This is a genomic window from Erythrobacter aureus (assembly GCF_003355455.1).
Taxonomy (GTDB): domain Bacteria; phylum Pseudomonadota; class Alphaproteobacteria; order Sphingomonadales; family Sphingomonadaceae; genus Qipengyuania; species Qipengyuania aurea.
Window position 1 is genome coordinate 2,926,508 of the sequence record NZ_CP031357.1, and the last position, 19,314, is coordinate 2,945,821.

19 protein-coding genes and 1 tRNA gene are annotated in these 19,314 nt (G+C 62.3%); 6 read left to right on the forward strand and 14 right to left on the reverse strand.

The window, feature by feature from the left end; translation table 11 throughout:
- The first annotated feature begins 10 nt into the window (after positions 1-10).
- The 4 genes from DVR09_RS14410 (at position 11) to DVR09_RS14425 (ending at position 4,335) form a co-directional block, all read left to right on the forward strand.
- On the forward strand, positions 11-769 hold the full coding sequence (locus tag DVR09_RS14410) for a hypothetical protein (RefSeq protein ID WP_115417660.1): 759 nt from the start codon (positions 11-13) through the stop codon (positions 767-769).
- Positions 769-1,071 (forward strand): polyhydroxyalkanoic acid system family protein, encoded by a 303-nt coding sequence (locus tag DVR09_RS14415; protein ID WP_115417661.1) that lies wholly within the window; start codon positions 769-771, stop codon positions 1,069-1,071. The genes DVR09_RS14410 and DVR09_RS14415 overlap by 1 nt, the downstream gene beginning before the upstream one ends.
- 172 nt (positions 1,072-1,243) lie before the next feature.
- Entirely contained in the window at positions 1,244-1,789 is a 546-nt protein-coding gene (locus DVR09_RS14420; protein WP_162814989.1) for a biliverdin-producing heme oxygenase, read from the forward strand.
- Positions 1,786-4,335 carry an HWE histidine kinase domain-containing protein gene (locus DVR09_RS14425; protein WP_115417663.1) on the forward strand — a complete coding sequence of 850 codons (2,550 nt, stop codon included), beginning with the start codon at positions 1,786-1,788 and terminating at the stop codon, positions 4,333-4,335. Before DVR09_RS14420 ends, DVR09_RS14425 begins: the two co-directional genes overlap by 4 nt.
- 18 nt (positions 4,336-4,353) lie before the next feature.
- On the opposite strand, the gene DVR09_RS14430 is transcribed toward DVR09_RS14425, so the two are convergent.
- The 4 genes from DVR09_RS14430 to DVR09_RS14445 form a co-directional block, all read right to left on the reverse strand.
- Complete coding sequence (locus tag DVR09_RS14430) at positions 4,354-5,079, reverse strand: TonB family protein (RefSeq protein ID WP_115417664.1); 726 nt, start codon at positions 5,077-5,079, stop codon at positions 4,354-4,356.
- Between the two features lie 128 nt (positions 5,080-5,207).
- Positions 5,208-7,784, reverse strand: coding sequence for a TonB-dependent receptor (locus DVR09_RS14435; RefSeq protein WP_115417665.1), 2,577 nt, complete (start codon positions 7,782-7,784; stop codon positions 5,208-5,210).
- Positions 7,785-8,041: 257 nt separating this feature from the next.
- Complete coding sequence (locus DVR09_RS14440; RefSeq protein ID WP_115417666.1) at positions 8,042-8,983, reverse strand: isopenicillin N synthase family dioxygenase; 942 nt, start codon at positions 8,981-8,983, stop codon at positions 8,042-8,044.
- Positions 8,984-8,997: 14 nt separating this feature from the next.
- Positions 8,998-10,344, reverse strand: coding sequence for a NupC/NupG family nucleoside CNT transporter (locus DVR09_RS14445; protein ID WP_115417995.1), 1,347 nt, complete (start codon positions 10,342-10,344; stop codon positions 8,998-9,000).
- 126 nt (positions 10,345-10,470) lie between these two features.
- On the opposite strand from DVR09_RS14445, the gene DVR09_RS14450 reads away from it, so the two are divergent.
- On the forward strand, positions 10,471-11,154 hold the full coding sequence (locus tag DVR09_RS14450; RefSeq protein WP_115417667.1) for a queuosine precursor transporter: 684 nt from the start codon (positions 10,471-10,473) through the stop codon (positions 11,152-11,154).
- Here the strand turns inward: DVR09_RS14450 and DVR09_RS14455 are convergent.
- The 7 genes from DVR09_RS14455 to folK form a co-directional block, all read right to left on the reverse strand.
- On the reverse strand, positions 11,151-11,666 hold the full coding sequence (locus tag DVR09_RS14455) for a DUF421 domain-containing protein (protein ID WP_115417668.1): 516 nt from the start codon (positions 11,664-11,666) through the stop codon (positions 11,151-11,153). The genes DVR09_RS14450 and DVR09_RS14455 overlap by 4 nt on opposite strands.
- A gap of 50 nt (positions 11,667-11,716) precedes the next feature.
- Positions 11,717-12,559, reverse strand: coding sequence for an S-formylglutathione hydrolase (fghA, locus tag DVR09_RS14460; RefSeq protein WP_115417669.1), 843 nt, complete (start codon positions 12,557-12,559; stop codon positions 11,717-11,719).
- A gap of 3 nt (positions 12,560-12,562) precedes the next feature.
- Entirely contained in the window at positions 12,563-13,204 is a 642-nt protein-coding gene (locus DVR09_RS14465) for a CoA transferase subunit B (RefSeq protein ID WP_115417670.1), read from the reverse strand.
- Positions 13,204-13,914, reverse strand: a complete 711-nt coding sequence (locus tag DVR09_RS14470; protein WP_115417671.1) for a CoA transferase subunit A — start codon at positions 13,912-13,914, stop codon at positions 13,204-13,206. The genes DVR09_RS14465 and DVR09_RS14470 overlap by 1 nt, the downstream gene beginning before the upstream one ends.
- Positions 13,914-15,026, reverse strand: a complete 1,113-nt coding sequence (locus DVR09_RS14475) for an S-(hydroxymethyl)glutathione dehydrogenase/class III alcohol dehydrogenase (protein WP_115417672.1) — start codon at positions 15,024-15,026, stop codon at positions 13,914-13,916. The genes DVR09_RS14470 and DVR09_RS14475 overlap by 1 nt, the downstream gene beginning before the upstream one ends.
- Before the next feature lie 55 nt (positions 15,027-15,081).
- A tRNA-Lys gene (locus DVR09_RS14480) sits at positions 15,082-15,157 on the reverse strand.
- 54 nt (positions 15,158-15,211) lie between these two features.
- A complete protein-coding gene (gene folK, locus DVR09_RS14485) occupies positions 15,212-15,715 on the reverse strand; it encodes a 2-amino-4-hydroxy-6-hydroxymethyldihydropteridine diphosphokinase (protein WP_115417673.1) in 504 nt (167 codons plus the stop codon).
- Between the two features lie 51 nt (positions 15,716-15,766).
- Between folK and DVR09_RS14490 the strand changes: the two genes are divergently transcribed.
- Entirely contained in the window at positions 15,767-17,188 is a 1,422-nt protein-coding gene (locus tag DVR09_RS14490; RefSeq protein WP_115417674.1) for a M20/M25/M40 family metallo-hydrolase, read from the forward strand.
- Here DVR09_RS14490 and DVR09_RS14495 read toward each other — a convergent pair.
- The 3 genes from DVR09_RS14495 to DVR09_RS14505 are packed head-to-tail and all read right to left on the reverse strand — an operon-like array spanning position 17,185 to position 19,242.
- Positions 17,185-17,604, reverse strand: coding sequence for a hypothetical protein (locus DVR09_RS14495; RefSeq protein WP_115417675.1), 420 nt, complete (start codon positions 17,602-17,604; stop codon positions 17,185-17,187). The genes DVR09_RS14490 and DVR09_RS14495 overlap by 4 nt on opposite strands.
- Positions 17,605-17,606: 2 nt before the next feature.
- The gene (gene aguB / locus DVR09_RS14500; RefSeq protein WP_115417676.1) at positions 17,607-18,470 is read right to left on the reverse strand and encodes an N-carbamoylputrescine amidase; all 864 of its coding nucleotides are present in this window, start codon (positions 18,468-18,470) and stop codon (positions 17,607-17,609) included.
- Positions 18,471-18,480: 10 nt separating this feature from the next.
- On the reverse strand, positions 18,481-19,242 hold the full coding sequence (locus tag DVR09_RS14505) for an SIMPL domain-containing protein (protein ID WP_115417677.1): 762 nt from the start codon (positions 19,240-19,242) through the stop codon (positions 18,481-18,483).
- Between the last annotated feature and the right edge of the window lie 72 nt (positions 19,243-19,314).

The window sequence follows — 19,314 nt, forward strand, 5'->3', positions numbered from 1 at the left end:
ACGCCCGAGCGTGAACGACCTCACCCGCGATAGTGAACGCATCCTGTCGGAAGGTAAGGCGCTGGTACGCGACAACCGCGAAGGCGGCCGTCATCGCCGCGCGCCCTCGATCGGCCAGGCTTCGGCGAAGGTGAAGCGCGACCATCTTCTCAAGAAGGTCCGCAACATCGCCATCGCGCTTTTCGCACTGTGGGTCGGAATGGGCGTGCTGGGCGTGATCGTCGACGGCATCGGCTTCATCGGCGTGATGGCGCTGGTCATCGCCAGTGTCGTGGCCGTGGGCGTGCTCGGCAATTATCCCAAGATGAAGACGCCCAAACGCGCCGACATCAACAAGGGAAATGTCCAGCAGATGGTCGGCCGCACCGAGCTGTGGCTGGAGGCGCAGCGCCCCGCCCTGCCCCCGCCAGCGGCGCGGATCATCGGCGACATGGGCGTGCAACTCGATGCGCTGGGCCTCCAGCTCGAAGGACTCGACCAGAACCATCCCAAGGCCCGCGAAGTGCGCAGCCTGGTGGGCGAGCAATTGCCCGAGATGATCGATAGCTATCGCCGCATCCCCGCACATCTGCGGACCGAGGAGCGTGCCGGCTCGTCACCCGACCAGCAATTGACCGACAGCCTCGGAAAAATCAGCGGCGAAATCGATTCGATAACCCGCCAACTTGCCGAAGGATCGCTCGACGATCTGGCGATCAAGCACCGCTATCTCGACTACAAATTCGGCGAAGGGGGGCAAACCAGCCCGCTGCTGGAGGACAAAAGCTGATGCGCGTTCCCATATCCCATTCGATCGGCAAGGACGAAGTCCGCCGCCGCCTGCAATCGCGCAGTCATGAAATCGGGAAGTATGTGCCCGGCGGCATGGCCGATGTCACCACCAGTTGGCCCCACGAAGATCGTATGGATCTGCAGGTGAAAGCCATGGGTCAGGGCATCGACGGATGCGTCATCATCGAGGAAGACCAGCTGATCTTCGAGGTCAATTTGCCGCCGGCGCTGTCGTTCTTCGAACCCATGGTTGCCAGCGCGATCCGGCAGCAGGGCCAGAAATTGATCGAGGCCAAATAACGCCCGATCCGAGAACCATTGAAAAGTCTGCCACAGACCGGAACCGATCCGTTCGCCGAACGCTTTATAGCGATGCAGGATTCGCGCCCGGCGAAAGGGCTGGCTCGCTTCTTTGCTGAAATGGGCATACCGCAGCGAAAGTGAGGCAGAGGGGATGCGGGAAAAGAGCGGGGTGGGTCGCACCACCAGAGATTACCTCAGGGTCGGGACCGCGGAAGCACATGACACGCTCGACGTGCGCCTCGGCGCGCTCGTTGAAGGGGATGAGCGCGATTATGCGCGATTTCTCGACATCCAGTACCGTGCGCGCGTGAATATCGAAAGCTGGCTGAGTGAGCGATGCGCCGACACGGCACCCCCGCGCCAGACCGATGTAATCGCCCGAGACCTTGCCGAGCTGGGCGTATCGATTCCTTCCCATTCGCCTGCCTTCGATGTATCGGCGGATTCCGATCCGCTGGGCACATGCTGGGTGCTGGCGGGGTCGTCGCTGGGTAACCGGGCCATCCTCGCGCGGCTTGTGAAAGCCGAAATGCAATGGCCGGTCGCTTTCCTGTCCGACCGGCGCGTGGTCGAATACTGGCAGCGCCTGCTCCCGTTCATAGAAAGACCGCATTCACCCGTTGACGATCCGCCGGTGCTCGCCGCGGCCCAGGCAAGTTTCGCCCATTTCAACGCCGTGGCAAGCCAAGTCGGGGCACCGGAGACCACTATATGAATGCGCAGGATGTGAACCTGTCAAACTGCGACCGCGAGCCTATTCACCAGCTAGGCCGTATCCAGGCGTTCGGGGCGCTGATCGCAGTAAATGCCGACTGGTTCGCCGCGCATCTTTCGACCAATCTCGAAGATATCTTCGGTGCCGGGCGGACGCTGGAGATCGGCGACCGTCTCAGCTCACTGTTCGCCCGTCCTGCGCTGGAGGAGCTTCGCAGTTCCGCTGCCGCGCTGTCGGGCAAGGATCAGGTCGAACGCCTGTTCGGCATCGACCTGTTCGATGACGGAACCCTGTATGACTGCGCACTGCACAGTTCGGGGGCCAATACGGTCATCGAAGTGGAGCGGCACGCGAAAGACGATCTCAATCGCCAACTCGCCCTGCTCCGCCCGATCATGGCGCGGCTGGAAAAATACACCGATGTGCAGGATCTTGCCGACGAAGCGGCCCGGCAGTTGCGACATTCCCTGCAGATCGACCGGGTCATGGTGTACCGTTTTCGCGAGGATCTGTCCGGCGAAGTCATCGCCGAGGCGGCGCGCGAGGATCTCGAGAAATTCCACGGCCTGCGCTACCCCAAATCGGACATCCCCAATCAGGCGCGCGCGCTCTATCTGCGCAATCGCTTTCGCATCATCGCCGATGTCGATGCCGAACCCGTGGCGATCGACCCCGGCGTGTCCTTCGACGGTGAGCCGCTCGATCTCAGCATGAGTACGTTGCGGGCCGTATCGCCGATCCACATCGAGTATCTCAAAAATATGGGCGTGGGCGCCTCGCTGTCGATCTCGATCATCATCGGCGGGAAGCTTTGGGGTCTGTTCGCCTGCCATCACTACGGCCCCAAGCTGCTGCCTTATTCGCAGCGCACTGCCGCAGAGCTGTTTTCCGAGCTGTTTTCGCTGATGCTGGACCGCACATTGTCGCGGCAAATTGCGGAGCGGCGCGAAATGGGGCGCGAAGTCCATTCGCGGCTGATGCGCGACATCGCGGCGGGCACCCCCCTGTCCGCAAGCCTGCCCATGATCGAACCGGTGATCCAGCAGGTCATCCCGCATGACGGGGTCAGCATCTTCGTGGAGGACATTTACGATTCGCGCGGATCGGCGCCGAACGAGGAAGAGTTCCGCGCGATCGTCGCCAGCCTGAATGGCGCTGCCACCAGTCGATTGCTGTCGAGCGACGCGATCGCCGAGCGGCTGCCGCGGGCCGCACGGTTCGCCGAACGCGCGGCCGGGGCTCTGGTCATCCCGGTATCGCGCACGCCGCGCGACTATCTCATCTTGTGGCGCAAACCGTTGACGCAAACGGTGACCTGGGCCGGAAATCCGGAAAAGCCCGTGGAATCCGGCCCGCATGGCGATCGTCTGACTCCGCGAAAGAGTTTCGAAGCCTGGCAGGAAACGGTCGAAGGTCGCGCGGAGAAATGGTCGCAGGCCGAACTCGAGATAGCCGAAGGTCTGCGGGTGACGCTGCTCGAAGTCATCCTGCGGCTGACCGACGAGGCGGTCGCCGAACGGGCAAAAGCACAGGAACAGCAGGAATTGCTGATCGCGGAACTCAACCACCGCGTTCGCAATATCCTCAACCTCATTCGCGGCCTGATCAACCAGTCGAAAAACGATGCGCAGGATATTCGGACCTTCGTGGATATCGTCGGCGGGCGGGTCAGTTCGCTGGCCTCCGCGCATGACAACATCACCAAGGGCAACTGGTCTCACGCACCATTTTCGGAACTGATCGAAACCGAGGCCAATGCCTATCTTTCGGGCAAGAAAGACCGGCTCGATCTCAAAGGCCCCGAAGCGATGATCGCGCCGGAAGCCTATACAGTGATGGCACTGGTCATCCATGAAATGATTACCAACTCGGCCAAATATGGCTCGCTCAGCGACCAGTCCGGCAAGCTCGAGGTCGAGGTCAGCCGCGATGCGGAAGACAATTTCTGCCTCGACTGGCGCGAAAGCGGCGGGCCGCCGGTCAAGCCGCCCAAACGCCGGGGCTTCGGCAGTACGATCATCGAACGTTCGCTCCCCTACGAACTCGAAGGGACTGCGGAAATTCACTACCGTCTGGAAGGCGTAGAAGCGCGTTTCTGCATCCCCGCGCGCTTTGTCCAGTGGCGTGCGCGCGCCGAAGGCGAAGGGCGTAGCTCGCAAGCGAAGAAGACCATGGACGACAAGCTGGAAAATGTGCCCGACAGCGTATTGCTGGTGGAAGACAGCATGATTATCGCGCTCGATGCGGAAGACTGCCTCAAGGAACTTGGGGTGGAGAAGGTGCGGGTCGAAAGCACGGTCGCGGCAGCTCTCGATGCGCTGGCCAAATCGCCGCCGGCCCTGGCGATTCTCGATTATAATCTCGGCAAGGAAAACAGCGAGCCGGTCGCGGAAAAGCTCAGAGAAATCGGTGTCCCCTTCTGGCTGGCGACAGGATATGGCGAGATGGAAAACCGGCTCGCCGAATTGGGTGCGTCCGGCCTGCTGACCAAGCCCTATGGCAAGGACGAGCTGGTCGAAGTGCTCACCCAGGCCGGGCAGGACTGACCCGCCTGCCGCGCTAGCTCAATTGAAAAAACGCTGCTGGTAATGGAAGGTCGCGGCAACCGGATTGCCGCGTGCGTCGCGCGCCGGTTCGAAACGTAGCTGCTCGAGCGCAAGGCGGCAGACGGCGGCATCGGTTTCCGGAAACGGGCTTGGGCGATAGATGCTGCACCGCGTGGCGCGCCCCTGAGCCGAGACGGTCAGCCTGACGATCACCGATTTGCCGATGCGCGCCTCGCGCCCGCCCGGCGGTACGGGGAACGCGCTCGCATCGGTTATCGCACGTGTCAGGACAGGCTTGGTTGCCGCGCCCGCGCCCTGCCCGCTGCCGCCCTCGCCGCTCCCAGTGCCCTGCCCCTCGCCAGCACGACCGGTTCCCTCGCCATCGTCGGTGGCACCCGAGGTTTGGGCGGTCCCGGTCGAGGCTGCTCGCGGGGCCGGTGGATCGTCGCGTAGCGGACGCTGCGGCTCGGGCGCGGTTACGGGTGCAGGCACCGCCTCGCGCCCCGGATCGCCTTGCGCTCCCTCGGGCTCGGGCGCGGGATCCTCCTCCATCTCCGGCGGCGGCGCGGTAACCGTGACGGTGAAGGCGGAAACCACGGACTGCTCGACACGGTCGACCGCAGCCGGGGCGAGCGCGCGCACGAGCAGATAGAACAGCCCGACATGCAGCAGGGCAATGAGCAAGATCACCCAAGGATTGAGGCGCTTGCGGGTCTGCGCATAGCGGGTCGGCTGAGAGTCCATTGGATCAAAACGGCGGTCGGGGCCTGCATGTTCCGACAAGCTCCGATCCACGTAAAAAGGGCGGCCCTCCGTGAAGAGGACCGCCCAGGAGTTTGCGTGCGGGGCACCGCGCCCCGCAGCCATTATATTTAGTAGCCGAGGATCAGAGAGATCGTCGCAGCACGTGGCGCGCCAATCTGAACAAACTGACCAAAGGTCCAAATGTTGTCGAGCGTTCCGTCGGCTGCACCGACGAACAGTTCATCGAACGCATTGGTGACATTGAGCTGGATTGCGGCGTCGGTACCATTGAACATTTCGCCGATGCGGTACCGAACGTCGAAATCGACGAGCGTGTAGCTCGAGAACGTCGCACCATATCCTTCATTGCCGAACGCGATGAGCGGCAGGTTGACATCGTTCAGGTACCGCTTGCCGGTGTGCTTGACCTGCGCACCGATTTCCAGATCACCGAAGGTAGCCTGCGCACGGCCGCCAACGGTGAAGGTCGGTGCACCGCTTTCACGCTTGCCGGCGGTCAGCAGGAACTTGTCTTCGCCAACGGCACCGCAGGTGTTGCCGGGTACGCCTACATCCGACGCGCCGCAAATGCCGCCATCGACATTGTCCTTGATCTCCGAGTCATTGATCGAACCGAAGACGTAAAGCATCAGGTTGCTGGTCGGCTGCCATGCGATCGAGCCATCGAGGCCCCATTTATCGACCCGACCGAGGTTGGTGGTGACCGACTCACCCAGCAGGTCGTTGAAGGAAGTCCGCAGGCGATTGTCGTACTGCGTGTACCAAGCGGCGAGCTGTGCAGTGATCTGGCCGTTCTGGTAGCGCAGGCCGAGGTCGAAACTGTCGGTGGTTTCGGGTACGGGCCGCGCCGCATCGCTGTTCACGAAGAACAGCGAGTCATACAGCACGTCAGTGCCCGGAACCGAAATTCCCTTGGCGTAGTTCGCGAAGATCGACGCATCGCCAAAATCATACGTGAAGCCGACGTTCGGCAGCAGCTCATCGTATTTGTAGGTCCGAGCCAGCGGAGCCACCGCATCGGGATTGAGGGCGATGAATTCGCTGGGATCCTGGTTTTCGAAGCACGCCAGATCGCCATCAGCATCGAGCGTATAGCACTTCTGTTCCAGCTCGCGGGTGAAGAACGGCGCACGCAGCCCGATATTCGCCGTCAGATTGCCGAAACGGCCGCGATACTCACCGGAGACCTGGTGCAGGATCGCGTAGGATTGGCGGTTACGCTTGTTGAGCGCGAAGCCATCGGCAGTCAGAAGGGGATCGTTGATCGGAAATATATCGGCGATCTCGCCATTCGCCAAAGCGACCGAAGTCTGACCGGTCTGGCGGTGGTTGGCGCGGTCCCAAGTGTACGCCAATCGAACAGCGTGGTCCGCGTTGATCTCGTAATTGAGGTTCGCGATCACGCCGAAACGATGCGTGCGGGTCTGGCTCGGGTCGTTGCCGCTGACTTCGTCCAGCATATCGCCGTCGCCATTGAGATCGCGACCGAAGAAGTACTGACGGCGGTTGTTGGTGTTGTTGAAGTACCCGGTATAGCCCGTGGTGCCGTTCGGCGTCGTGTTGCAGTCGCCATCGGCCTCGAGATAGCAACGTTGCTCGAGCAGCTCTTCGTCGCCGCCGCCATTGGCTTTGACGTATTGGTAGCTGGGATCGACCGTGAGAACGAGACCATCGGCCAGGGTGAAACGCGAGGCACCGCGAATGTTGCCTGTGTTCGACGGGTTGTAGCGGCGGTCGAATTCGGCACCGCAATTGTTGTCCGTGTCACGCACGCCCGGGGTCGGAAGATCGACCGTGCAGGGATAGTTGATCTCGTAAAAGCGGTCTTCCCGCGTTTCGGGAAAGTCATAGGGCGCGAACGAACCGAAGAAGTTGTTGCGGTTCTCATTATAATGACCAGCCACGGCGACGAAATCGCCATTGTCGCCGACGTCCTGCCAGATACGGCCATTATATTGCTGCTTTTCGACAACGCCGTAGTTGTTGAAGGGGTTGTTATAGCGCGAGAAGCTGGCAGATGCGAAAGCCTTGGTGCCGAGACCCGTGATATCTCCGGTATCGATCATCACGAAGCCGCGTCCGAACAGGCGATCGCGTTCGTAGTTCGCATTGTTGCCCTTGGCGAAGATGTCGCCGACGGTCAGCGTCATGGTGACACCGAATTCGTCGTCAGGTTCTTTCGTGCGCAGGTTGATGGTGCCGCCGACGGCCGAAGCAGTCGGGCTGTCAACATCGGTGACGCCGAGGTTGACGTTGACGTTGTCGAGGATTTCGGGGTCCACCTGCTGGTTGGTGTAGAGCGCGTAATTGCCCGAATCGTTCAACGGCAGACCGTCGAGGGTCTGCGATATGCGGCTGTCGTCAAAGCCGCGAATGGTGAATTTGCCGCCCGACGAGCCCCAAGGATCGTTGTTCTGGAAGCTGACGCCGGGAACCAGATTGACGATGTCGTTGACGGTCTGGCCGGGGCGCTGGCGACGGATGATTTCCTCGCTCAGGACCTGCTTCGCCTTGGGGGAATCGGGAATATCGACGCCGCCGACGCCCGTTTCGCGGGCGCCGGATACGATGATCACATTGTCGTCGAAGTCGACCGAACCGGTCGATTGTGCGGCGGCCGGGGCGGCGACCATGGCACTGGCTGTGCTGACCACCGAAGCGGCCAAGAGATACTTGAACTTCATCAGGAAAGACCCCTTAGTCTCTATGATGCTGGAGGGAGTTGGGTGTGGCAGAACCCCGCTAGGCGGGATGCGTTGCCGCCAAGCTACGGAAATGTGACAGAGTCAAGACGGGCGTGGCAGATATGTTAAACGCACACCCACACAGGCATATTATACCCAATAAATCAATGTTTTAGGTAAGTTGCATTTTTGCAACTTGTGAGCTTTTTTGCCGAATCTGCGAAATCATCCGGCCAAAATTGCTGCAATGCAGCAAGTCACGCCAGATTGATCTCGCGCAAACGCTGCAACAGGAATTCGTGACTCGAAATCGGTGCGGGATGATCGTCGGGCGCCTGCGGATCGATGCAGGACGGCAGCGTTTCGATCATGTAATCGGGTCGGAAGTGCAGGAAGAACGGCATCGAATAGCGCGCGCGATAGGCCGCTTGCCCACGCGGATTGACAACGCGGTGCGTGGTCGAGCGCAGCTTGCCGTTGGTCAGCCGGTCGAGCATGTCGCCGACATTGATGACCAGCGCCCCTTCGGGCACGTCGACGGCTTTCCAGTCGCCCTGCCTGGTCAGCAGTTCGAGCCCCGCTTCCTCGGCACCGAGCAGCAGGGTGATGGTGTTGATGTCCCCATGCGCTGCGGCACGAATCGCCCCCTCGGCCTCTTCCCCCTCAAGCGGGGGGTAGCGCAGCAGGCGCATGACCGAATTGCCGTCTTCGACCGTGGGCGCAAAGAAGGTGCGGTCGAGTCCGAGATGCAGGGCGATGCCTTCGAGCACGCGCCCTCCAGCTTCCTCGAAAGCAGAATAGAGTTTGGTGAAGGTTTCACGGAACCCCTCGACCTCGCTCGGCCAGACATTGTCCGCCATATATTCGGACAGCTCGTGACCCTCCGGCAGCTCGCGCCCGACATGCCAGAATTCCTTGAGATCATGGACCTTTGCGTCCTTGGCCTTTTCGGTCCCGAAGGGCGTATAGCCGCGCGCGCCGCCGCCGCCTGGGATGTGGTAGGCTTTCTTCACCTCGGCGGGCAAAGCGAAGAATTCCTTCGACAAGGCTTCGGCCCGGTCGATCAGGTCCTGCGGAATGCCATGGTCGCGGATCACGGCGAAGCCGTATTCCCGGAAGCTGCGGCCCAGCTCGTCGGCAATGCTGTCGAGCGGCTGTGCCAGCGACACAACCGCGATATCGGTGTTCGAATCGGTCATAATGGGTGCGCCCTTTAGTATGGTAGGAAGAGACCCGCCAGCGCCGCGCTCATCAGATTGGCGAGGCTGCCGGCGGCGAGCGCGCGGATACCCAGCTTGGCGATGACCGGTCTTTGATTTGGCGCAAGCCCGCCGGTGACCGCCATCTGGATGGCGATGGAGCTGAAATTCGCAAAGCCGCACAGCGCGAAGGTGACGATTGCCCTGCTGCGATCCGGCAGGACCGAAGCGTCCATCGCACCCAGATCGATGAAGGCGACGAATTCGTTGAGCACGATTTTGGTGCCGAACAGCCCGCCAGCCGTGCCCGCCTGTTCCCATGGAATGCCGATCAGGAACATGACCGGCGCGAAGACGAAGCCGAGCAATTGCTGGAAACTGACATCGGGATAGCCGAACCACGCGCCGATTCCCCCGAGGATGCCGTTGGCAAGCGCGACCAGGGCAACGAAGACCATAACCATTGCGCCCACGGCCACCGCGAGCTTCACACCGGTTTGCGTGCCCTGCGCCGCGGCCTCGATGATATTGGCCGGCCGGTGGCCTTCCTCGAAGGTTTCCGCGACTTCGACCTCGTGCGGCTTGCCGCTTTCTGTGAGGGCAGCGGGTCCTTCCGCGCTGATCCGCGCATCGGGCAAGACGATCTCGGCCTCGGGGTCCACGCCGGACATTTCCGCCGCATCGCGCGCCAGGTCGCTTTCATCGTCGGGCATGATGATCTTCGCCATCAGGATCCCGCCCGGCGCCGACATGAAGGCCGCCGCCAGAAGGAAGGGCACCGCTTCCGCGCCGATGAAACTGGCATAGGCGGCCAGGATCGTGCCCGCGACACCTGCCATGCCCACGCTCATCAGCGTGAATAGGCGGCTCGGCGTGAGCGCTGCCAGATAGGGGCGCACCACCAGCGGGCTTTCGGACTGGCCGACGAAGATATTGGCCGCGCTGCCTAGCGCTTCGACCTTGCTGATACCGGTGATCCAGCCGATCGCCCCACCGACCCAGCGCACCAGCCGCTGCATGATGCCCCAGTGATAGAGGATCGAAACGATCGCGGCGAAGAACACGATTACCGGCAGCGCGGCGATGACGAATGTATTGGTGAAGGGATTGGCGGCCATCGGGCCGAACACCGCCTCGATCCCCACCTTCGAGAAATCGAGCAGCGCGATCACCCCGTTCGACATCGCCTGGATCAGCTGGACGCCCCACGGCGTGCGCAGCACCAGCAGCGCCATCAGCGCCTGCAGGGCGAAGGCCGCGCCCACCACGCGCAGCTTGATGCGCCGTTTGCCCGTCGACAGCAGGAAGGCAATCAGCAAGATCGCCGCGATACCGACGAGATTGATCAGGATGGGGGACATCGGGTTCCCTTTGGGACAGACAAGTTGCGGATGAAATCGGATGCTGTCTTGCTTGCGGCGCTCCATTAGTCAATTTTCGCAACTCGCCGACGGCCTCGCCGTCCACCAAATCGACAAGGCCCTTCCATGACCGAACCCGCCAACGAGACCAGGCTCGCAGCCGCTGCCATGCCGCTGGGCCTGTTCGTCTATACGCTGCTTTATGGCGGAATGACCGTGCTCGCAGGGGTTCTGGCGTTCAAGCAGGTGCAGTTATGGCCGACCGACCTTGCGGTCGAATCGGGCATTTTCGCCTTCCTGCTGCTGGTGGTGATCTCCAGCACGATTGCCCAGCTTTACGGCGAAAAACTGGCGAACCGGATCGTATGGTGGGGCTTCGTACCCTTGCTGGTGGCGTCCGTGCTGATGCAGCTCGTGCTCAACCTGCCCGCCTCGACCGAAATGGTCGAATTCCGGTCGGAGGATCTCGCCGCCTTCGAGCGCGTCCATGCGACCTTGTGGCGCGTGTGGATGGCCGGACCGGCCGCCTATATCGTTTCGCTGCTGCTCAATGTCTGGATTTTCTCGCGGCTGCGCGGATCATCCGAGGGCGCATCCACCGTATCGCTGATGGCACGCGGCGCGATTGCATCGGCACTCAGCCAGGCGATCGATTCGGTGATCTTCATCACGCTGGCCTTCTACGGCCAGTTCGCGATCACCAATCTGTTGATCGGCCAAATCATCGCCAAGGTCGCATTGAGCCTGGCGCTGGTGCCCTTCCTCATCACCGGCGGCGTTGCCTTCGCCCGCTGGCTGGACCGGCGCTAGATCCGTTTCACATTCTCGACGAGGATTTCGTCGAGCACATCGCCATGCAGGACCGAAACGTCGCCGGTCGTCTCGAGCACGACCGCGCGGACCTGCTTTAGGTCGAGCACATTCGCTTCGCGCAGCTTGGCGACAAGATCGCTCCTGGCCACCCGGGTCGCGCGCAGCGCGTCTTCGAGGAACTGGCCGTCGCGCATCAGGAAGACGGGCGCATTCTGCATTGCGGCTTCAACCGTGTCGGAAGCCTTGCGGAGCCGTGCGGTGCCATATTGCACGATAAACAGGCCCAGCATAGCGACCATCGCCTGTCCGAAGCCCTGCCAGTCACTTGCCTGCGCCGCACCCGCAAGCAGACTGCCCAGCGCAATCGTCATGACGAAATCGAAATTGGTCATCTTGGACAGCGAGCGCAGCCCGTTGATGCGGATCAGCATGACTATCCAGATGGTCGCTGCGGCGGAGAGGATCACGCCGCGTAACGCGATGTCGAGCCAAGTGTTGTCGATGAACATGTCACCCCAACGCCCGAAGAGAGGCGAACTATCCCGTCAGTGTCGTAGAATTATCGCGCCAGCCGCTCCGCATGCCAGCTCACATGTTCGGCCATGAAGGTCGAGATGAAGTAATAGGAATGGTCGTAGCCATCCTGCATGCGGATATCCGCCGCGATACCGGCTTTCTCGCATGCCTCGATGAGAAGCCCGGTCTTGAGCTGGGTTTCGAGAAAATCGTCGCCGGTCCCCTGATCGACCAGAAGGTGATCGATCCGCGCGCCATCATCGATCAGCGCGCAGGCATCGTATGCGCGCCAGGCTTCGCGGTCCGGGCTGAGGTAGCCGCCGAGCGCCTTTTCGCCCCAGGGGCAGTTCAGCGGGCTGACGATCGGTGAAAAGGCGCTTACCGAACGGAAGCGAGCCGGGTTGCGCAGAGCGATGGTGAGCGCACCGTGCCCGCCCATCGAATGGCCGGTGATGCCCTGCCGGTCGAGATCGACCGGGAAGTGTTTTCCTACCAGCGCCGGAAGCTCCCGTTCGATATAGCTGCGCATGGCGAAGTGCCGCGCCCACGGTTCCTGCGTCGCATCGACATAAAACCCAGCGCCCTTGCCGAAATCATAGGCTTCGTCGTCGGGCACATCTTCGCCGCGCGGCGAGGTGTCGGGCGCGACGAATATCACGCCATGCTCGGCACATGCGGCGCGATATTCGCCTTTCTCGGTGACGTTCGCATGGGTGCAGGTCAGCCCCGAAAGGAACCACAGCACCGGCAGCTTCGCGCCCTCCGCATGGTCGGGCACGAAGACCGAGAAGGTCATCTCGGTGCCGGTGCTGGCGGAGCTGTGGCGGTAGACGCCCTGCACGCCGGAATGGCTGCGATGCTCCTCGACCGTCTCCAGCGCCGACATAGCCTAGAGGGCAACCTCGTATGCGGCAGTGGTCTTCTCGGCCACTTCCTCGGCCGTGACGCCCGGTGCCAGCTCGATCAGGCGGAACGGGCTGCCGTGATCCACGCGGTGGAAGACGGCGAGATTGGTGATGATCATGTCGACCACGTTCTGCCCGGTCAGCGGCAGCGTGCACTCGGGAATGAACTTGGGGCTGCCGTCCTTGGCGTTGTGATCCATCACCACGATGATCTTTTTCACCCCGGCGACGAGGTCCATCGCCCCGCCCATGCCCTTGATCATCTTGCCGGGAATCATCCAGTTGGCGATGTCGCCGTTCTGCGCGACCTCCATCGCGCCAAGAACGGTAAGGTCGATATGCCCGCCGCGGATCATGGCAAAGCTCGCCGCGCTGTCGAAATAGGCGCTGTGCGGCAGTTCGCTGATGGTCTGTTTGCCCGCATTGATCAGGTCCGCATCGACCTCGTCCGGATAGGGGAACGGCCCGATGCCAAGCATGCCGTTTTCGCTCTGCAGCGTGACATGCATGCCTTCGGGAATGTGGTTGGCGACCAGCGTCGGGATGCCGATGCCGAGGTTGACGTAATAGCCGTCTTCCAGTTCCTGCGCCGCACGGGCGGCCATCTGGTTGCGATCCCAGGTCATCAGGCGCTCTCCCTTTCGCGGGTCGTCTCGAATTCGATCTTCTTGTCGTAGGGTGCGCCCACGATCATGCGCTGGACGTAGACGCCCGGCAGGTGAATGCAGTCGGGATCGAGGCCGCCTGTGGGCACCACTTCCTCCACCTCGACCACGCAGACCTTGCCGCAGGTCGCGGCCGGAAGGTTGAAATTGCGCGCGGTCTTGCGGAAGACGAGGTTGCCGGTCTCGTCGGCCTTCCACGCCTTCACGATGGCGAGGTCGGCGAAGATCCCGCGTTCGAGAATATAGGTCTCGCCGTCGAAATCCTTATGCTCCTTGCCCTCGGCCACCTGCGTGCCCACGCCGGTCTTGGTGTAGAAGCCGGGGATGCCCGCCCCGCCTGCGCGCATGCGTTCGGCGAGCGTGCCCTGCGGGCAGAACTCGACCTCGAGTTCGCCGGACAGGAATTGCCGCTCGAATTCCTTGTTCTCGCCAACATAGGACGAGATCATCTTCTTCACCTGCTGGGTGCGCAGCAGCATGCCGATGCCTTCATTATCGATCCCCGCATTGTTGCTGGCGAAGGTGAGGCCCTTCACACCGCTGTCGCGGATCGCGGTGAGCAGACGCTCGGGGATTCCGCAGAGGCCGAAGCCGCCGCTCGCGATGAGCATGTCGTCACGCAGCACGCCTTCGAGTGCGGCGGCGGCATCGGGATAGATCTTGCCCGCCATCAGAACACCACCACGCTACGGATGCTTTCGCCAGAATGCATAAGGTCGAACCCCTTGTTGATTTCTTCCAGAGTAAGGACATGGGTGATCATCGGGTCGATCTCGATCTTGCCGTCCATGTACCAGTCGACGATCTTGGGCACGTCGGTGCGGCCCTTGGCGCCGCCGAAAGCCGTGCCGCGCCAGTTGCGGCCCGTTACCAGCTGGAACGGCCGCGTCGCAATTTCCTTGCCCGCTTCGGCCACGCCGATGATGATCGAGGTGCCCCAGCCGCGGTGGCAGGCCTCCAGTGCCGTGCGCATGACATCGGTGTTGCCGGTGCAGTCGAAGGTGTAGTCCGCCCCGCCATCGGTCATCTCGACGATTCTAGCGACCACCTCGTCATTGCTCATACCCTTCGTGTTGAGGAAATGGGTCATACCGAACTTGCGGCCCCATTCCTCGCGATCGGGATTGATGTCGATGCCGACGATCATGTTCGCGCCCGCAAGCCGCGCGCCCTGGATGACATTGAGGCCGATCCCGCCAAGGCCGAAGACCACGACATTGTCGCCGACCTGCACCTTGGCTGTCTTGGTCACCGCGCCGACACCGGTCGTAACTCCGCAGCCGATGTAACAACTCGTCTTGAACGGCGCGTCCTCGCGGATTTTGGCGACCGCGATTTCTGGAAGGACGGTGAAGTTCGAGAAGGTCGAGCAGCCCATATAGTGGAAGATCGGCTCGCCCTTATAGGAAAAGCGCGTGGTGCCGTCGGGCATCAGCCCCTTGCCCTGCGTTGCGCGGATGGCCGTACACAGATTCGTCTTGCCGGAGAGGCACGATTTACACTGTCGGCATTCCGGCGTGTAGAGCGGGATCACATGATCGCCCGGCCTCACGCTGGTCACGCCCGCGCCCACCTCACGCACGATTCCCGCGCCTTCATGGCCGAGTACACTGGGAAAGATTCCCTCCGAATCGAACCCGTCGAGCGTGTAGGCGTCGGTATGGCAAATACCCGTGGCCATAATCTCGACCAGCACTTCGCCCGCTCTGGGCCCTTCCAGATCCAGCTCGACGATTTCGAGGGGCTGCTTGGGGGCGAAGGCGACGGCAGCGCGAGTCTTCACAGGCAAATGCTCCGGACGGTGGATGCCGGCGCTCCGGCCTCGGGGCGAATTGTGGTGGTGAGCCGTGCTGGGTTCGAACCAGCGACCTACTGATTAAAAGTCAGTTGCTCTACCGACTGAGCTAACGGCCCGACCACGGCGTGCCACCTAGGGACGCTGTTGCGGGTGGTCAAGCGGGTCATGCGTCATTCTGTGCGCAGTGGCCGGGAAAGGCGCGCGGCAAGCTGGCGGATGGTGAGGCCGGTGACCGGATCGCGCCAATGCGGAGCAATCTGCGCAGCGGGGTGCAGAACGAAATCGCGTTCGCGAAACAGCGGATGCGGCACCGAAAGGCCGGGCGCTTGCCACATTCCGCCATTCCACAGCACGATATCCAGATCCAGCGTGCGCGAGCGCCACCGCTGTCCGCGCCGCTCCCGGCCGAAAGCCCGTTCGATATCCTGCAGGCTTTTCAACGCTTCGGGCGGGCAAAAATCCCCAACGATCACCGCGGCCGCATTGGCGTATCGCCGCAAGGACGGGCCGACCGGCGCGCTGTCAGCGAGACGCGAGAAGGCATCGACCCGCCACCCCGCATCCGTCAGCGCCCCGGCAGCCGAAGCCAGCACCGCGCGCGGCGCGCCGATGCCCGGCACCCGGCAGTTGGACCCAAGAGCGATCAGGTAGCGATGCTTGCTTGCGTCCCTCATATCCCCGCCCTAGCGTCGCAACCGACAAGAGCCAATCGGGGAGGGTGGACGATGACAATGAAGGCGTTTCTGCTGGCAGGTGCCTTGACGATTTCGGGGCAGGCCGCGGCAAGCGAGGCATCGCCGCGCGACCTGACCGAACACGAGCAGCGCGTGCATGACATCTATCGCGATATCATCGCCTTCCGAACCGCAGCCGGACACGGGCAGATGGATGAAATGGTCACCTATCTGACCGATCGCCTGGCCGAAGCCGGATTTCCCGATCGGGATCTGATGGTCACCGATTACGATAGCGATGGCGATGCAACCCAGGGCCTGATCGTGCGCTATCGCGGCGATGGCTCTTCGGGCGCGAAACCCATCGTAATGCTGGCGCATATGGATGTGGTCGACGCCCTGCCCGAGGATTGGGAACGCGATCCCTTCACTCTGGTGGAAGAAGACGGGTATTTCTTCGGACGCGGGACGCAGGACAACAAATATGGCGTCGCCAATCTCACCGGGACGTTCATCCGGCTGAAAAAGGAAGGCTGGACGCCCAGGCGCGATCTCTATCTGGTTTTCTCGGGCGACGAGGAAACCGGGATGGTCTCCACCCGCGCACAGGCGAAATGGGTCGCCGACAATGTCGATCCGGCCTATGTTCTCAATTCCGACGCGGGCGGGATCGGTCTGGCCGACGACTATTCCCCGCTCGCCCAGCAGGTCCAGCTCGCGGAGAAGACCTATGTCACATTCGACATCGCCGCGACCAATCCGGGCGGCCATTCATCCCGCCCGCGCAACGACAATGCGATCTACGATCTGGCCGCGGCGCTGACCCGGATTTCGCAGCATCGGTTCCCGGTGCGCGAGAGCGCCCTGACACGCAGCTATTTCGCCGCCATGGGCCAGAGCATTCCCGGAGAACTCGGCGCTGCCATGCGCGCTTTCGCCGCCGATCCGAGCGATGCCGACGCCATCGACACGATCAGCGCCAATCCCGGCTTCGTCGGCACGCTGCGCACCACCTGCGTCGCGACCATGCTGAAGGCCGGCCATGCGGAGAACGCATTGCCGCAATCGGCCAGCGCGGCGGTCAATTGCCGCGTCTTCCCGGGTGAAGGCGTGGAATCGGTCAAGGAGACGCTCGAGACGGTCATCGGCAACGAGGCGATCGCCGTCAGCCAGCGCAGCGAAGCGACGGAGAGCCCGATGAGCTCGCTTCCCGACGAGGTGGAAGCAGCGTTGGCCAAATCGCTGACAGCGCGCTTCGGCAAGCCCATCCCGATGATACCGACGATGTCTTCGGGCGGCACGGACGGCATGCATTATCGCGCGCTCGGCTACGAGACGGTGGCCATCGGGGCAGGTGCCAGCCGCCCGCAGGATATTTACGCACACGGGCTGAACGAAAGGATGCGGGTCGATGCCTTCTATGACGGGCTAGACCATTGGAGCATCGTTTTGAAAGAACTCGCCGGGCGCTAGAATATCTCGTTCTCGGCTGCGCTCAGCGTGAACTCGCCCAGCGTAAGCCTGCGTTTTCTCTTGAGCAGGCCACCCCGCGCGATGGCGAAAGGAACCTGGACATCGCCGGCATAATCGGTGGCCCGCAGCCGCACTTCCATCATGTCCCGGTTTGCATGATGCAGGACGATGGCCGCAGCCCGGATCGTGCCCTCCCGCGCGCGCGGTTTCAGCAATTCGGCGAAGCGGTCGAGCACGGTCTGCGCGCCGTCGATGGCCCCGGTTTCGAGCACGGCGACATTCTGTATTGCGCCATTTGCACGCAATTCGAACAAAAGCGGGAAGAAGGTGCCGTCTTTTTCGATCCGGGCGATACCGGCCTCGAGAGCGGCGGTGAACAACGCGTCGAGCTGCGCCTGGTCGATGCCAGGCGGCACGATCAGATATCCTCGCAAATCCGGCCATAGAGCTGCGGGCGGCGATCCCGAAAGAAGCCCATGCCCGCGCGATGTTTCGCCGCCCGTTCGAGGTCGATCGTCGCGACCAGCGCCCCGCTATCCGAAGCACCGAATTCCTCGACCAGATCGCCCCATTCGTCGGAAATGAAGCTGTGGCCGTAAAAGCTCTGCTGGCGATCGGCCGGGCCTTCGTGGCCGATGCGGTTGGCGGCGCATACCGGCATGCAATTGGACACCGCATGGCCGATCATCGCGCGGCGCCACATGCGGCTGGTATCGAGATCGGCGTCATAGGGTTCCGATCCGATGGCCGTGGGATAAAGCAGCACTTCGGCGCCTTTCAGCGCCATGACCCGCGCGCATTCGGGGTACCACTGATCCCAGCATATCCCCACGCCGATGCGCGCGCCGAAAACGTCCCACACCTTGAAACCGTCATTCCCGGGGCGAAAATAGTATTTTTCCTCGTAGCCCGGCCCGTCGGGGATGTGGCTCTTGCGATAGGTCCCGGCGATCTCACCGTCGGGGCCGATCATCGCCAACGTGTTGTAATAGTGATGGCCATCGCGCTCGAAGAAGCTGGTGGGGATGGCGACGCCCAGCTTCGCGGCGAGGCCCTGCATCGCTTGCACGCTTGGGCTCTCCGCCGTCGGGCGCGCCAGAGCGAAGAGTTCCTCTTCCTCCTCGCGGCAGAAATATTCGCCGGCGAACAGTTCGGGCGGAAGGATCACCTGCGCACCCTTGCCTGCCGCCTCCTCGACCAGCGCGGATACGGCGGCAATGTTCTCTGCCTCCCCCGCGCGAGCGAGGGCAAGCTGCAGGACGGCGACAGTCAGTTCTCTCATCGGATCAGCGTTATTTCTCCCGCAGGGCGAAGTCCACCTGGATATAGACGTTCGAGCGCGTCATGCCGACCATCATCCCGTCACCGCTTTCCGGGCGCGGCGCCATTGAAACCGGCGGCGGCGGGGCGGATACCGTCCGCTGAACCACGGCTTCGTTCATTGCCTCGGCACCGCGGAGCCAGGTCTGGCCCTGCGTCCCGCCCGCGTCGCGGATATAGAGCACCCGGCTGACCTCCATTCCGGCTGCCTCGGCATAGGCTTCGGCCCGCTTTCGCGCTGCCTTGTAGGCATCGGCATAGGCAAGATTGGCGGTTGCTTCGGGATCGGTCATCGAGAGGTTCGGACCGGAGACGATGTTCGCCCCCGCTTCGGTCACCGCAGCCACGGCATCGCCGGCCCTGTCCGGATCGCGCATCGTCACCTCGACCACATTACTCGCCTGGAACTGGCCTTTGCGATCGCCCCAATCGATCCGGCGGACATGGACCGCGCGGGTCTGGATGTCTTTCTCTTCCACACCGATCTCGCGCAAGGCCGTCACGATCTCGGCGATCTTTTCCTTGTTCTCCTCGCTCGCCGTCTTCGCACTGCGTGACCAGGTTTCGATACCGGCCTGGAACTGCGCCCGATCGGGACGGCTCTCGGCCTGCCCGCCAGCACTGACCGAGAGCAGCGTTTCGCCATGATCGACGCCCCGCGCCTCATCGACGCGATCGGTACAGGCGGCCAGAACAAGCGGACTTGCGAGCGGGAGAATCCAATTGCGAAACATAAAATACGGCCCTCGATGTAATGGTGTTACATCGAGGGCCTGCCTCCATTCATATGAACCGCGGCTGACGGA

What these genes read in the sequence shown, in the direction of transcription:
- DVR09_RS14415 (WP_115417661.1), top strand. Translation starts at nt 769, where the DNA reads ATGCGCGTTCCCATATCCCATTCGATCGGCAAGGACGAAGTCCGCCGC.
- DVR09_RS14425 (WP_115417663.1), top strand. Translation starts at nt 1,786, where the DNA reads ATGAATGCGCAGGATGTGAACCTGTCAAACTGCGACCGCGAGCCTATT.
- DVR09_RS14430 (WP_115417664.1), bottom strand. Translation starts at nt 5,079, where the DNA reads ATGGACTCTCAGCCGACCCGCTATGCGCAGACCCGCAAGCGCCTCAAT.
- DVR09_RS14435 (WP_115417665.1), bottom strand. Translation starts at nt 7,784, where the DNA reads ATGAAGTTCAAGTATCTCTTGGCCGCTTCGGTGGTCAGCACAGCCAGT.
- DVR09_RS14440 (WP_115417666.1), bottom strand. Translation starts at nt 8,983, where the DNA reads ATGACCGATTCGAACACCGATATCGCGGTTGTGTCGCTGGCACAGCCG.
- DVR09_RS14445 (WP_115417995.1), bottom strand. Translation starts at nt 10,344, where the DNA reads ATGTCCCCCATCCTGATCAATCTCGTCGGTATCGCGGCGATCTTGCTG.
- DVR09_RS14450 (WP_115417667.1), top strand. Translation starts at nt 10,471, where the DNA reads ATGACCGAACCCGCCAACGAGACCAGGCTCGCAGCCGCTGCCATGCCG.
- DVR09_RS14455 (WP_115417668.1), bottom strand. Translation starts at nt 11,666, where the DNA reads ATGTTCATCGACAACACTTGGCTCGACATCGCGTTACGCGGCGTGATC.
- fghA (WP_115417669.1), bottom strand. Translation starts at nt 12,559, where the DNA reads ATGTCGGCGCTGGAGACGGTCGAGGAGCATCGCAGCCATTCCGGCGTG.
- DVR09_RS14465 (WP_115417670.1), bottom strand. Translation starts at nt 13,204, where the DNA reads ATGACCTGGGATCGCAACCAGATGGCCGCCCGTGCGGCGCAGGAACTG.
- DVR09_RS14470 (WP_115417671.1), bottom strand. Translation starts at nt 13,914, where the DNA reads ATGGCGGGCAAGATCTATCCCGATGCCGCCGCCGCACTCGAAGGCGTG.
- folK (WP_115417673.1), bottom strand. Translation starts at nt 15,715, where the DNA reads ATGAGGGACGCAAGCAAGCATCGCTACCTGATCGCTCTTGGGTCCAAC.
- DVR09_RS14490 (WP_115417674.1), top strand. Translation starts at nt 15,767, where the DNA reads ATGACAATGAAGGCGTTTCTGCTGGCAGGTGCCTTGACGATTTCGGGG.
- aguB (WP_115417676.1), bottom strand. Translation starts at nt 18,470, where the DNA reads ATGAGAGAACTGACTGTCGCCGTCCTGCAGCTTGCCCTCGCTCGCGCG.
- DVR09_RS14505 (WP_115417677.1), bottom strand. Translation starts at nt 19,242, where the DNA reads ATGTTTCGCAATTGGATTCTCCCGCTCGCAAGTCCGCTTGTTCTGGCC.